Source organism: Hamadaea sp. (genome assembly GCF_013362815.1).
Lineage (GTDB): Bacteria > Actinomycetota > Actinomycetes > Mycobacteriales > Micromonosporaceae > Hamadaea.
The window spans coordinates 21,405-34,985 of the sequence record NZ_JABFVK010000015.1; the positions used below are offsets into that span (position 1 = coordinate 21,405).

Consider the following 13,581-nt stretch of genomic DNA (forward strand, 5'->3'; position numbering starts at 1 on the left):
GTGCACAAATCGCGATCTTGATAGATCGCTCGGGTATGGCGACGCAGCCAGCGCCCACCCGCGACATGGATGATCCCGAGAGATGCCCCCGCGGCACACATGCCCTCCATTCTCGAGATCGCGCATGCGGCAGGTGGGCGCTGCAATTGCGATTATTTCGCAAGCAGGGATATTTCAGCCCGCGCCGCGCCGCCCCTCCATCCTGCGGTGCTGCATCCTCTCGATGTCACGCGCAGTGACGAAAGTCGCGTTCGGCGAAGGGTTCCGGTACCCCGTTCCCCACTACGCTGTGCGACGTGAAACACCTCGTCTGGGACTGGAACGGCACTCTCCTCAACGACTTGGGCCTGGTCGTCGCGGCCACCAACGTGGCGCTGGCCTCCTCAGGCGGACAGCCGGTCACCGCAGACGAGCACCGGCGCGACTTCCGCCGCCCGATCATCGACTACTACGGCTCCCTGCTGGGCCGGCCCGTCGAGCCCGACGAGTTCAGCCGGATGGACACGATCTTCCACAACGAGTACCGAACCGGACTCCTCCAGGTCGAGCTCGCCGCCGACGCCCGTGACGCGATCGCCACTTGGGCCGGTACGCAGTCCCTGCTGAGCATGTGGTTCCACCACGAACTGGTGCCGACCGTCGACCGTTTCGGCCTGACGTCGCACTTCGCCCGGATCGACGGCCTCCGTGACCCGATCGGCGGCGGATTCAAGGCCGGTCACCTCGCCGCCCACCTGGAGGCGCTGGGCATCGAGGGCACCGAGACGGTGCTCATCGGCGACTCGGTGGACGACGCGCACGCGGCCGCCTCGGTCGGGGCCCGGTGCGTGCTCTACGGCGGCGGCTTCACCGACCCCGTCAAGCTGCGGGAAGTCGGCGTACCGGTCGCCGGGTCGCTGGTCGAGGCGATCTCGCTCGCCTCCCGCTAGCCCCGCGCTGAGGTCGCCGCGCGCTGCGTTGATCATGCTCTCGCGGAGTTGATCAGGGCGCTGTGGACACGACGCGCCGGTCGATCACGCCCGTTAGTTCATGATCGCGCGGAGAGGGCGCGAGCGGGGCGGGTCAGGCGGGGATGGCGAGGGCGCGGAGCAACCGGTCGCCCTCGACCCGCCAGTACCCGTGTTCCTTGCCGTCCAGCATGATCACCGGAATCCGGTCGCCGTACTCGGCTTCCAGCTCCCGATCGCCGGTGATGTCCACCTCGGCGAAGTCCACCGAGAGCGAGCGAAGCTCCGCCACGGCGTCGGCGCACAGGTGACAGCCGGGCCGGGTGTACAGGGTGACGCGGGGCTGGTCAGACATCCCGCAAGACTACTTTCCGCACCTTGCCGATCGCCGAGTGCGGCAGTTCCGGGACGAACGAGATCTGCGTCGGGCACTTGAACCGGGCGAGGTTGCGTTCGCAGTGGCGGGCCAGCTCCGCCTCGTCGACCGTGCTGCCCGCAGCGCGTACGACGAACGCTCGGACGGTCTGGCCGCGTACCGGGTCGGGTGCGCCGAGCACGGCGGATTCGGCGACGCCCGGGTGCATGCCGAGCACCAGTTCGACCTCGTACGGGTAGACGTTGAAGCCGTTGACGATGATCAGCTCGCCGATGCGGTCCACCAGGAACAGGTCGCCGTCGCCGTCGGCGTACGCCACGTCGCCGGTGGCCCACCAGCCGTCCTCACCAGGACCGCCCCGGCCGTCGGGCCAATAGCCGGAGAACAGGTTGTCGCCGCGCACGACGATCTCCCCGGGGTCGCTGCCCGGGCTGTCCGGCGACTCGTGTTCCAGCCCCGCCACTTCCTCGTCCTCGGACGGGCTGCCCGCGTACCAGACGTCGTCGCCGGTAGACGAGACGAGCCGCACTTCGATCCCGGGCAGCGGCCGCCCGATCGAGCCGGTTTTGAGCGTGGGCGCGGCCAGGGTCGAGCTGACGACCGGCGCGGTCTCGGTGAGGCCATAGCCGATGTGCACGTCGACGCCGGTGATGGCCGCGAACTTGCGGGCGGTGACGGTCTCGAGCGGCGCGGCGCCGCAGACGGCGATGCGGATCGACGACATCGGCGCGGCCGAGGTCAAGCTGGCCGCCCACAACGTGTACATCGACGGCACGCCGACCACGACGCTCACGCCCGCCTCCGCGATCAACCGCAGCGACTCCTCGGCGTCGAACCGGTCCGTGAGCACGCCGCAGGCCCCGTGGTAGGCCACCGCGCCGAGCCCCGAGTTCAGCCCATATGCGTGGAACATCGGCAGGCCGAGCAGGGCCACGTCTGAGCCGTCCATGATGGCCGGCTCGACCGCCGCTAGCTGCACATGGTTGGCGATCAGCGCACGGTGGGTCAGCATCGCGCCCTTCGGCGCGCCCTCGGTGCCGGAGGTGTAAAGCAGCACCGCGAGGTCACTCGCCGCGGGGAGGCGCGGGTTCGGGGCCGCGTCGCGCGCGAGCGCCCTAGCCAAGGCACGGCCCGCGTCTTCATTTCCACTACAGGTGTACGCCCAGCGCAGCGACCCGAGCTCGCTCCCGATGCCGGCGACGGCCGCGGCGACCGCGTCCGTCGCGATGAGGACACTGGCGCCGGAGTCGGCCAGCACATGGCGGAGTTCACGCGGCGTGTAGCCGGGATTGACCGGGACGGCGACGAGACCCGCGCGCATGGCACCGAAGAAGGACACCGCGAATTCGGGGATGTTCGGCAGGGCGATGGCGACCCGCGCGGGGCGGCCGTCGCTGTCCGGCGCGCCGAGATTGCGCAGCCCGCCCGCTACCGAGTCCACTTGCGAATCCAATTCGGACCAGGTCAGGGTGCGTCCGTTGTGCCGCAACGCCGGCCGGTCCGGGTGCCGGCGCGCGGCGCGCTGGACATAGCCCGCGAGGGTGGCGTACTCGGCGACATCGGCGGCGATCGCATCCAGCACGACCGGAGTCTTCCACACGACGAAAATTCGCGGCACCCCCGTGAATCTCGTTCGTTGTAGAGATCGGATCTCCCTCTCGTCACTGTGGGGTCACCCGGCGGGGTGAAACGCCGGGCCTATCAGACGCCCCGATCTGCGGTTATCCGAAGGTTCTTGCAGCTCCTGAGTAGGTGGGAACGTGACTACGGCGTGTTCGCGACGACACGCCGTGTGATTGACGAAGTAAAGCCGCACACGATGTGCGACGTCCGTGTGAAAGCAGCGGAAATACTCCCCCCGATGGCCGGACAGTTTTCGTGAACACGCACACCAGGGTGGGTTTGGCCCTATCATTCCGAGGGTCGGCTCACCCGTTTTGGCATGATCCGACACCCCTCAACCAGAGGAGGCCGCTGTGCCCGTTCTTGCACCGCACCCGTGCTTAGTGGGTGTTTGTCGGCTTATGGTGAGAGATGCCCCGTTTGCCGCCGCCTGCCCCTGCGGCTCCGCATTCGGGCGCTCGGAGGTGACGGCATGACAAGCAGTGCGTACTACGGCGTGAGCCCGGAAGTGTTCGCCGCACGGCAGGCGCTCACCGAGGGTTTGGACGCCCTTCGCACTTCACTCAACGAACTTCTCCTGAATCCGCTACTGAGCGTCACCTCGCGCGGCGAGGGCGCCACCGTCCGGGCGCGTACCCGGACCAAGACCGGCAACGACAGCGGCCACCACAACCCGGCCGCGAAGACCCCCGCCACGAAGCCGATCGGCGGCCGGGTCAACGGGCGGCCGGTCGCCCCCGCCCAAGGCGGGACGGTCACCGTGCCCGACTCGGAGACCACGCTGCTCCCGGTCCTCCCCGAGGAGGACACCCAGCGCGTCGACCCGCCCGGTGGCGGGCAGCCGGCGTACCCGAGCCGGCCGGATCCGTCCGACGCCGCCGCCGAGGTGTGGGCGCTCGTCGAGCGGGCCCAGGCGGGCGAGGCCGAGGCGTTCGGCCTGATCTACGACCGGTACGTCGACACCGTCTTCCGGTTCATCTACTTCCGCGTGGGCAACCGGCCGCTGGCCGAGGATCTGACCAGCGACACCTTCCTGCGCGCGCTCAAGCGCATCGGCAGCTTCACCTGGCAGGGCCGCGACCTGGGCGCGTGGCTGGTGACCATCGCCCGCAACCTGGTCGCCGACCATTTCAAATCCGGGCGGTACCGCCTCGAGGTGACCACCGGCGACGTCCTCGACGCCGACCGCGAGGACCGGGGTCCCGAGGGCAGCCCGGAGGCCGCCGTCGTCGACCACATCACCAACGTCGCCCTGCTGACCGCCGTCAAGCAGCTGAACCCGGAGCAGCAGGAATGCATCGTGCTGCGCTTCCTCCAGGGTTTCTCCGTGGCGGAGACCGCGCAGGCGATGGGCAAGAACGAGGGCGCCATCAAGGCGCTGCAGTACCGAGCCGTCCGCGCACTCGCCCGACTGCTTCCGGAGGGCTTCCAGCCGTGACCCCGCTCACCGCCCCCGCAGTGAGCCGAGTCACGCCCCGGCTCTCCGTAACCCGAGACCCCCTGCGGCCGTTTGACCGAGTACGACCGGAGTCCGTGAACACACTCCGGCAGTCCGCCGCGACCAGCGAAGGGGGGTGCCCGCTATGAACACAGTCTTCGACCGGCGGCGCGCCGAGCGCTTCGCCCGACTCCTGGACGAGGCCAACGGCGGCCGACGCCACCATTCCCACGCCCGTCTCGACACCCAGCTCGCGGAGTTCGTGACGCTCGGCGACCAGCTCCGGGGCACACACGTGCCGGGGCCGACGCCGGACTTCCGAAGCAGTCTGCGAGCACAATTGATGGCCACCGCCGAACGGGAGGGCATCGGCGTCACCGCGACCGAGCCGGAACCGATCCTGGTGAAGCCCGCCCGGTCGCGTACGCGTATCGCGATCATCGCGGGCGTGGCGACCGGCACGCTGGCCGTCTCCGGCATCTCCATGGCCAGCGGCGATGCCAATCCGGGCGACGCGCTCTACCAGGTCAAGCGATCGACGGAACGGGCTCAGCTGGCGCTCGCCAGCTCAGACCTGTCCCGTGGGCAGCTCTACCTGGAGTTCGCCCGTACGCGGTTGGGCGAAGCCAGCGCGGTCCGGTCGGACGGCACCGGCTTCACGTCCGCCCTGGGCGACATGGACAAGGACACGGTCGAGGGCGTACGCCTGCTGACCACTTCGGCCATGGGACAGAGCGGCGCGGCCGCCCTCGACATGGTCGACCGGTTCGTGACCGACCAGAAGTCGCTGATGGGTCAGCTCACCGCCCTGGTGGACGGGCCGTCTCGGCAGCGGGCGGAGGCTTCGAAGGCACTGCTCGACGCGATCTCCGACCGCTCGCACTCGCTGCGCGCCGCCCTCGCCTGTGGGGCGGGCACCGCGACGGCGGACGGACTCGGTCCGGCAGCGGCGCCGTGCCCGACGCCGGCCGGTCAGCAGCCGGAGACGAGCATTCCGCGAGGCACCTCGACGATCACCCCGCGTCCGGCAACGGCGCCGAGCGCGGGGGTCAGCGGCGAGGCGACGACGCCGGCCCAGATCGCTCCGTCCTCCTCCGCCACGCCGAAGCCGTCGGCGAGCACCGAGGGTGACGAGGGACTGCTCGGCGAACTCGGCCGCATCCTGGGTGATCTGCTCGGTAACTGATCACCGAACGAGCGTCAGCGGTTAAACCGCACGCCACGGGGGCGTCACCGCAGGGTGACGCCCCCGATCGCATCCACCCGCTACGCTCGAAGTCGTGTTGCCACAATCAGGAGGCGAAGCGGTCGTGACGGAGCCCCACGAGCGCATCAAGGCGGCTGCCTTCTTCGATCTGGACAACACCCTCATGCAGGGCGCTTCGCTCTACTACTTCGCCCGTGGCCTGGCGGCCCGGAAGTACTTCACGACGACCGACCTGCTCCGGTTCGGCTGGAGCCAGGTCAAGTTCCGCCTGCTCGCGGCCGAGCACGCCGGAGACATCGCCGAGGCGCGCCAGGCGGCGCTCGCCTTCATCGAGGGCTGGCGGGTCGAGGACGTCAAACGGCTCAGCGAAGAGATCTTCGACGAGCTGATGGCCGAACGGATCTGGGCCGGCACCCGGGCCATCGCCGAGCAGCACATCACCGACGGCGACCGGGTCTGGCTGGTCACCGCCGCCCCGGTCGAGCTCGGGGAGGTGATCGCCCGGCGGCTGGGCCTGACCGGCGCGCTCGGGACGGTGGCGGAGATCCGCGACGGCGTCTACACCGGACGGCTGGTCGGCGAGATGCTGCACGGCCCGGCGAAGGAGACAGCGGTCGAAGCGCTGGCCGCCGCCGAGGGCTTCGACCTCGCCGACTGTTATGCGTACTCGGACTCGGTGAACGATCTGCCGATGCTCAGCGCGGTCGGGCACCCGACCGCGGTCAACCCGGACAGCGCGTTGCGCCGCCACGCTCGCGCACGCTCGTGGCAGATCCGCGATTTCCGGACCGGCCGCAAGGCGGCGAAGGTGGCGGTCCCGGCGACGCTGGCGGCCGGGGTGCTCGCCGGTGCGGTCGTGGCAGGACTGGCGATCCGCGCTCGCCGCGACTGACCTGCCCGAACCCGGCGATCAGCGCAGGGTGTGCAGATCCAGCACGTGCCAGGTGACGTCGTCGCCCATCCCGGAGCCCCACCAGACGAACCCGTTCCGGCCCATGATCTGCCCGGCTCCGTCGGACAGGTTGATCGTCCGGCGCTCACGGACGTCGTACAGCAGGACCTGCTGGCGGGCGAGGGCGGAGGCGCCCGAGCCCTGCCGGGAGTAGACCTCCCAGCGGTCGAGCAGTCCGACGTCCACCAGGGCCGCGGTCACCGAGCCGGACGCCGCCCGATGCCGCTGACTGCCGTCGGTACGCATGACGTCGATCCGGGTCGCGCCGCCGTCACCGCCCAGCACTAGTACGCGGCACAGTGCCGAACTGCAGCTGACCAGCTCCGACTGCTGGTTCGGAATGGGCGTACGCCGACCGGTCTTCCAGTTGACCAGGGCGGTCGCACCCCCACCGGCGGTCATCGCGGTGACGAGCCAGTCGCCGCCGACCGCCTGCCAGCCGCCGTCGATCCGGCGCACCGAGACGGTGCCGCCGGTCACCGAGATCGAGCGGATCTCCGAGCTCAGCCCGTCGCCGGGGGCCGCCGCCACCCAGTACACCCGGCTGTCGCGGATGAGCAGGTCGTACTGCGAGTTGAAGAACGCGAAGTCGCCGAGATCCCGGGTCAGGACGCGGGCGTCCGAGCCGTCCCGGCCGGCGATCCAGATGGCGGCGTCGCCCTGTCCGTCGTCGCCGGCCGTCTGCTCCAGCCAGGCGATCCGATCGTCGCCCGTGGTGAAGCCGCCGAACTGGGGAGCCTCCTCCGCGCCCAGCGTGCGTACCGTGCGGAGAGTGCCTTCCGGGCCGAGGATCACCAACGCCGTCGAGCCGCCGGTGGACGGTGTCGCCGTGCCCAGCGACGTCTGCCCGTCCAGAAACAACATCGGCTGGTACGCCCAATCGCCCTCGACATAGCCGGGAACGTCCACGACGGCGGCCGACGGATAGGCCTCCTTCAGCGTCCAGTCCGTCCCCGGTGGATGCGGAGCCGGGAGGGTCAGCAGCCGGACCGAAGCCGCCAGTGCCACGACCAGCGCGGCGACGCCGCCGATCCGCAGCGTCGACCGGTGTCTGTGCAGACCGGGAGGCACTTCCACAAGCTACTGCTTACTGCGCAAAGGGGTCGGGTCGCCGCTCCAGCAGACCGTGGATCATCTCCTGAACGGTCTCGCGTACCTGGTCGGCCAGGTTGAAGACGACCATCGGATCGTCGGCCTGATCCACGAGATCCTCGGTCGGGATCGGCTCGCCGAACTCGATCAGCCACTTGCTCGGCAACGGCACCAGGCCCAGCGGCCCCAGCCACGGGAAGGTCGGCGTCACCGGGAAGTACGGCGCGCCGAGCACCCGGGCCAGCGGCTTGATGTTGCCGATCAGGGGATAGATCTCCTCGGCGCCCACGATCGCGGCGGGGATGATCGGCACCCCCGTACGCAGAGCGGCCGAGACGAAGCCGCCCCGGCCGAAACGCTGCAGCTTGTAACGGTCACGGAAAGGCTTGCCGACGCCCTTGAACCCCTCGGGGAAGACGCCCACCAGTTCGCCCCCGGCGAGCAGGCGCTCGGCGTCCGGCGTACAGGCCAGCGTCGCACCTGACTTGCGGGCGAGCTCGCTCAGACCGGGCAGCTTGAAGACGAAGTCCGCACCCAGCAGGCGCAGGTGGCGGTTGCCCTCCGACTCGTCGTGGCAGGCGATCGCCAGCATCAGCGCGTCCAGGGCCACCGTGCCGGAGTGGTTGCCGACCAGCAGCGCTCCACCGTCGGCCGGGATGTGCTTCGCGCCGAAGATCTCGGTGCGGAACCACTCCCGCTGCAACAGCCGCATCATCGGATGGAAGAGGCCCTCGGTCAGCTCCTGGTCGAAGCCGAACTCGTCGACCTCGTACGCCCCGGACAGCCGCCGACGCAGGAACGCCAATCCAGAGGCGACTCGACGATCCCAGGCGTCGTCCTGCTCGGTCAGCGGCGACTGGGGAAGCGAGTGTTCAGGAGCCGACATTCACCGCACCTCTTCGCGTACCCGATGGATCATGTCGAGGAAGGACCGCTCAGCCGCCGCCAGCCGGTCGGGAGTGACCAGCGCGCCGGACTGGTGCGAGCGGACGAAGTCCGCGAAGGCGTCGGGAGTCGAGCGCGGCGTGAAGCCGAATTCGCTGACCAGACGCGTGGTGTCGACCACGCGGCCGTGCACGAACAGGTCGATCTGGTCGTTGCTGATGAGCCCGCGGCCGGTCGCGGCGCTGGCGGCGAGGGCCTGCTCGACGATCGGCACCGCGATGCGGCCGGCGCGGCGGATGGCCTGCGAGAGCGTGATGATCCCGGGTCCCGCGACGTTGAACGTGCCGGGGTGGCTTTCGAGCACGGACCGCTCGAGGACCTCCAGCGCGTCGTCGACGTGGACGAACTGCATGCGGGGATCGCGGCCGAGCACGGTCGGCACGGTGGGCCGGGCCAGGTAGCGCAGCAGCGCGGTCTCGGCGGTGGCCCCGATGAACGGCGCGAATCGCAACACCGTCGCGGTCACGTCCGGACGGCGGCGGCGGAATCCGCGCACGTAGCTCTCGATGTCGAGGATGTCGCGGGCATAGCCGCCGCGCGGCACCTCGCGCGGCTCGGTGTCCTCGGTGAAGACGGCAGGGTCGCGGAAGGAGGCCCCGTACGCGGCCGTCGAGGAGCGCACCACCAGCCGACGCAGCGTGTCGGCCTGTTGACAGGCGGCCAGCAGCTGCATCGTGCCGATGACGTTCTGCTCTTTCATCGCCGCCCGGCCGCCCCGCGCCTGATCGGGCGAGGAGATGACGGCTAGGTGCACCACGGCTTCGACACCGAGATCGGCGATGACCTCGCCGGCAGCGCGCAGATCCGCCTGCACGACTTCGACGGAGCTGTCCGCCAGCAGGGGCTCGACCTCGGGATGCGGCGGGAACGGGTCCAGCCCGATCACCCGGCCGACCCCGGTACGCGTGGCGAGGTTGGCCGCGACCCGCGCGCCGAGGAACCGGCTCACGCCGGTGACCAGAACCACTTCGGGTCTCGTCGCCATGCTCCCCCACCTGGACTGAGCCCGGACCGCCGCACGTGGGCAGCGTGCCGGGCTCAGATACCCGCTGCTATGACGCCGGCGAACCGGCGCGGGTCACTTGCCGAGACGACGACGCTGGACGCGGGTCTTGCGCAGCAGCTTGCGGTGCTTCTTCTTAGCCATGCGCTTGCGGCGCTTCTTGACCACGGAGCCCATACGGCAGCCCTCTCATAACATGCTTCGGTTTCGCCCGGCGCGCGAACGCGCCATGGCGGAAGTTGGACATCTCGCCCCGCCCTCGGTTCGCGTACGCGCGAACGGGGCCGGAGCCGCTGTCCAGGGTAACCGCACGCATGCGTGTTCGTGAAACCGGGCGGTCACCCTCATGCGGCTTGGGAGAACGCGCCCCTCAAGTATTCGTGGACCGCGTGCTCAGGCACTCGAAACGATCGCCCGACGCGGACGGCGGTCAGATCACCGGAGTGGACCAGCCGATACACGGTCATCTTCGAGACCCGCATCAGCGTCGCCACCTCGGCGACCGTGAGGAAGCGCACCTCCGCGAGCTCGTTGTCGTGTGGCGCTCCGCGCGAATTCATGCCTATCCCCCATCCAGCGTGTAAGTAGAACGTTAGCGGGGCTCATGTGGCTAACGCGACAGCTTTCCGTAATCGCTCGAACACAGCTCGCAGCCGCTCGAGTGATCGCTGGGCGCTGGTAGGTGCCAGATCAGGGATCTCGGTCGAATCTTCGGTCAAGATTCGACACAGAACCCTGATCCAGCGCCTAAACCAGACAGCGCGAAACGGTCATTCGGTACGCAGAGCGACCACCGGGTCGAGCCGCCCGGCCCGCTGCGCGGGCACGACGCCGAAGATGATCCCGACGCCGGCCGATACGCCGAAGGCGAGCGCGAGCGACCACCAGGTGACGGTGGCAGGCACCGGCGAGAGCGCAGCAGTGATCAACGACGCGGCGACGCCCAACGCCATCCCCAGTACGCCGCCGATGGTGGTCAGCAGCACCGCCTCCAGCAGGAACTGCACACCGATGTCGCGAGGTTTCGCGCCGACCGCCTTGCGTAGCCCGATCTCCTTGGTTCGTTCCCGAACCGAGACCAGCATGATGTTCGAGACTCCAACCCCGCCGACGAGCAGAGAGATTCCGGCGATCGCGGCGAGCACCGTCGTCAGCACCCCGAGGATGTCGGCCAGTACGCCGAGGATCTGATCCTGGGTGACGGCGCTGAACTCGGTGTCCGGATGACGTTTGCGCAGCTCGGCGAGGACTCGGTCGCCGAGCGGGCCGACCGACTCCGCGTCCGGGGCCTTGATCGCGAAGGCGTCGATCCGGTTCGTCCCGAACAGTCGCTGAGCCGTGCTGATCGGGATGTGCACCTCGGTGTCCCGGTCGACGCCGAGGCTCTGTCCCAGCGGCTCGAACACCCCGACGACGCGGAAGCGTACGCCCGCGATCGTGATCTGCCGCCCGACCGCTTCACGGTCACCGAACAGCACGTGAGCCGTCTTCGAGCCGAGCACGGCCACCCGCCGCCCGGTGTCGACGTCCGTCCGCGCCAGATAAGTCCCGCTGTGCACTGTGCGTACGAAGACCTTGGGGGTGGTCTCCATGACACCGAGCACCGTGGTGAAGGTGGAGTTCCGCCCGGCTCGCACGGTTTCCCCGGAGGTCAGCGACACCGTCACCCGGTCGCGATCGCCGACGGTCCGGATGACGGCGTTGAGATCGCTCGTGTCCAGCGGCGACGCGGTCGGCGCGGAATTGAAGTCCACCTTGCCGGGCACCACGAACATCAGGTTCGCGCCCAGCCCCTCGACCTGCGACTCGACCTCGTTCTTCGTGCCCGTGCCGAGCGCGACGAGCACGACGACCGCACCGACCCCGATCACCATGCCCAGCATCGTCAGGCCGCTGCGCAGCCGGTTGGCCCGCAACGCGTCCAGCGCCACCCGCCACGCTTCCGCCAGCCTCACGCCGCCCCGCCCTCGTCCGCCTCGATGACGCCGTCTCGCATGTGGATGCGCCGCTTGGCCCGCGCAGCCACCTCCCGATCGTGGGTGACCAGCACCAACGCCGCGTTCGACTCCGCGTTCAACCGCTCCAGCAGCTCCATCACCGCGTGCCCGGTCGCGGTGTCGAGGTTGCCGGTCGGCTCGTCGGCCAGCAGCACGGTCGGCTCGGTCACCAGCGCCCGCGCGATCGCGACCCGCTGCTGCTCACCGCCCGACAGCTGGTTGGGGCGATGATCCACGCGGTGCTCCAGGCCGACGCGCGCCAGCATCTCGCGGGCCCGCGCCCGGCGCTCGCGGGCGCTCAGACCGCGATAGACCAGCGGCAACGCGACATTGTCCAAGGCAGTGGTACGCGCAAGGAGGTGAAACGACTGGAAGACGAAGCCGATGGTCTCGTTGCGGAGCTGTGCGAGCTCTGCGGGCGTCAGCGAGGAGACGTCGCGACCGTCGATCCGCAGAGTTCCCGCCGAGGGCCGATCCAGGCCGCCGAGCAGGTGCATCAGGGTCGACTTGCCGGAGCCGGAGGGGCCGACGACGGCCACGTACGCGGCGCGCTCGACCGTGAAGGAGACGCCTCGCAACGCCGGGACGGTGACACCGCCCAGGTCGTACGTGCGCTCCACGTCCACCGCCTCGACGGCCGCCGACTCGGGCACCGTCACGGCAGTTCGTCTCCGGTCTTGACCTTGTCGGTTCCGCGGACGACGACGCGATCGCCGGGTTGCAGACCGTTGGTGATCTGCACCAGATCCTCGCCCGATACCCCGATCGTCACCGGGCGGCGCTCGGCCTTGCCGTCCGGCCCGCGTACCCAGGTCAAGGATTGGCCTTCGGCGGTGAAGACGGCGGCGGCGGGCACCGCGACGGCGGACGTCGCCTGGCGTACGCGCAGATGAGCGACGGCGTTCATGCCGGGCCGCGGGGTCGGAGCCCCCGCAGTCGGGGTGAGCGTGAGCCGCACGTGGTACGCGACGCCGCCGCGCGCGTTCGCCGTCGGCAGCACGTCGATGCTGGCGACACGGGCCGGATAGCGGACGTCGGTGGCGGCGTCGAGCTCGACGTCAGCGTCCAGTCCCGGCTTGACCAGCAGGATGTCCGTCTCGTCGACCTCGGCCACCAAGCCGAGCTCGCTGACGTCGACGATGGTCAGGATGGCGGTGCCCGCGCTGACCAGGCCACCCTCGGGGATGTTGGGCGAGACGCCGGGGATCGAGCCCGTTCCGCCGCTGGTCGACGGCGATTGCCCGCCCGTGGCCGCACCGAGCAGCGACGACAGGTCGACACCGCCGGCGGGCGAGCTGCTCGCGCCGCCCAACTGGACCACGCCGGCGATCGGCGCCCGCAGCGTCAGCGCGTCGACCGTCGCCTTCGCCAGGTCGTACGCCTGCTGCGCCTGGAGTCTCTGAGCCGCGCCGAGGGCGCTCATGGCACTGCTGACCGACTGCAACCCGCGCTCCACACCACGGACGGCCGAGGTCACCGCCTTGGAAGCGGCGGCGTACTGCTGCTCGGCCGCGTCGACCTGGGCGAGCAGCGCCTTCTTGAGAGCCGGGTCGGCGATGTACGCCACCGCCGCCCGCGCCTGGTCGAACGCCTTGGCGGCGGCCTCGTCGAGGTGCCGGGCGGTGCTGCCGATGTTCAGCCGGACTCCGCCGCCACCGCTCGACCGTTTCGCCAGGTCCAGCGCCTTCTTCGCGTCCCGGAGTCGTAGCTGGGCCGAAGGCGAGTCCACTACTGCGACGATCTGACCCTTGCCGACCTGATCACCAGCGCTGACGGCCAGCCGGGCGAGGGTGCCCTCGGCGGGCGAGGTCAAGGTGGCGGCCGCCCGCGCCACGACCGAGGCGGGCGCATCGACGATCTCGACGACGTCGGCCCGGCTCACCTCCGCCGTCGTGATGCCCTCGTCGCCACCGCCACAGGACGCGGCGCTCAAGGCCACGAGGACGGTCACCGCCCCTGCCAACACCATCGGTCGCCGCACTCGCGTGATGGTAGTCAACT

At 69.9% G+C, this 13,581-nt stretch carries 13 protein-coding genes and 1 pseudogene; 4 read left to right on the plus strand and 10 right to left on the minus strand.

Going from position 1 to position 13,581, the window contains the following annotated elements:
* Positions 1-287: 287 nt before the first annotated feature.
* Positions 288-929 carry an HAD hydrolase-like protein gene (locus HOV77_RS08675; protein ID WP_290860584.1) on the plus strand — a complete coding sequence of 214 codons (642 nt, stop codon included), beginning with the start codon at positions 288-290 and terminating at the stop codon, positions 927-929.
* Positions 930-1,062: 133 nt separating this feature from the next.
* On the opposite strand, the gene HOV77_RS08680 is transcribed toward HOV77_RS08675, so the two are convergent.
* Positions 1,063-1,302: a glutaredoxin family protein gene (locus tag HOV77_RS08680; RefSeq protein ID WP_290860056.1), complete on the minus strand. Its 240-nt coding sequence runs from the start codon at positions 1,300-1,302 to the stop codon at positions 1,063-1,065.
* Positions 1,295-2,941 carry an AMP-binding protein gene (locus tag HOV77_RS08685; RefSeq protein ID WP_290860058.1) on the minus strand — a complete coding sequence of 549 codons (1,647 nt, stop codon included), beginning with the start codon at positions 2,939-2,941 and terminating at the stop codon, positions 1,295-1,297. Before HOV77_RS08685 ends, HOV77_RS08680 begins: the two co-directional genes overlap by 8 nt.
* A 477-nt stretch (positions 2,942-3,418) precedes the next feature.
* Between HOV77_RS08685 and HOV77_RS08690 the strand changes: the two genes are divergently transcribed.
* The 3 genes from HOV77_RS08690 to HOV77_RS08700 all read left to right on the plus strand — a co-directional run bounded on the left by HOV77_RS08690 (position 3,419) and on the right by HOV77_RS08700 (position 6,483).
* Positions 3,419-4,384: an ECF subfamily RNA polymerase sigma factor, BldN family gene (locus HOV77_RS08690; RefSeq protein ID WP_290860060.1), complete on the plus strand. Its 966-nt coding sequence runs from the start codon at positions 3,419-3,421 to the stop codon at positions 4,382-4,384.
* A 145-nt stretch (positions 4,385-4,529) separates the two neighbouring features.
* The gene (locus HOV77_RS08695; protein ID WP_290860062.1) at positions 4,530-5,570 is read left to right on the plus strand and encodes a DUF5667 domain-containing protein; all 1,041 of its coding nucleotides are present in this window, start codon (positions 4,530-4,532) and stop codon (positions 5,568-5,570) included.
* Between the two features lie 124 nt (positions 5,571-5,694).
* Positions 5,695-6,483, plus strand: a complete 789-nt coding sequence (locus HOV77_RS08700; protein ID WP_290860064.1) for an HAD-IB family hydrolase — start codon at positions 5,695-5,697, stop codon at positions 6,481-6,483.
* A gap of 18 nt (positions 6,484-6,501) precedes the next feature.
* Here HOV77_RS08700 and HOV77_RS08705 read toward each other — a convergent pair whose 3' ends face one another.
* The 8 genes and pseudogenes from HOV77_RS08705 to HOV77_RS08740 all read right to left on the minus strand — a co-directional run bounded on the left by HOV77_RS08705 (position 6,502) and on the right by HOV77_RS08740 (position 13,561).
* Positions 6,502-7,620, minus strand: a complete 1,119-nt coding sequence (locus HOV77_RS08705) for a hypothetical protein (RefSeq protein WP_290860066.1) — start codon at positions 7,618-7,620, stop codon at positions 6,502-6,504.
* A gap of 10 nt (positions 7,621-7,630) precedes the next feature.
* Positions 7,631-8,521 carry a lysophospholipid acyltransferase family protein gene (locus HOV77_RS08710; RefSeq protein WP_290860068.1) on the minus strand — a complete coding sequence of 297 codons (891 nt, stop codon included), beginning with the start codon at positions 8,519-8,521 and terminating at the stop codon, positions 7,631-7,633.
* On the minus strand, positions 8,522-9,565 hold the full coding sequence (locus HOV77_RS08715; protein ID WP_290860070.1) for an NAD-dependent epimerase/dehydratase family protein: 1,044 nt from the start codon (positions 9,563-9,565) through the stop codon (positions 8,522-8,524).
* 93 nt (positions 9,566-9,658) lie between these two features.
* On the minus strand, positions 9,659-9,760 hold the full coding sequence (locus tag HOV77_RS08720) for an AURKAIP1/COX24 domain-containing protein (RefSeq protein WP_007465623.1): 102 nt from the start codon (positions 9,758-9,760) through the stop codon (positions 9,659-9,661).
* Between the two features lie 167 nt (positions 9,761-9,927).
* A complete protein-coding gene (locus tag HOV77_RS08725; protein ID WP_290860167.1) occupies positions 9,928-10,143 on the minus strand; it encodes a helix-turn-helix domain-containing protein in 216 nt (71 codons plus the stop codon).
* Between the two features lie 210 nt (positions 10,144-10,353).
* The gene (locus tag HOV77_RS08730) at positions 10,354-11,538 is read right to left on the minus strand and encodes an ABC transporter permease (RefSeq protein WP_290860169.1); all 1,185 of its coding nucleotides are present in this window, start codon (positions 11,536-11,538) and stop codon (positions 10,354-10,356) included.
* A gap of 14 nt (positions 11,539-11,552) precedes the next feature.
* A pseudogene (locus tag HOV77_RS08735) lies at positions 11,553-12,239 on the minus strand (ABC transporter ATP-binding protein); the annotation flags it as partial.
* On the minus strand, positions 12,236-13,561 hold the full coding sequence (locus HOV77_RS08740; RefSeq protein WP_290860171.1) for an efflux RND transporter periplasmic adaptor subunit: 1,326 nt from the start codon (positions 13,559-13,561) through the stop codon (positions 12,236-12,238). The pseudogene HOV77_RS08735 and the gene HOV77_RS08740, both read right to left, overlap by 4 nt.
* Between the last annotated feature and the right edge of the window lie 20 nt (positions 13,562-13,581).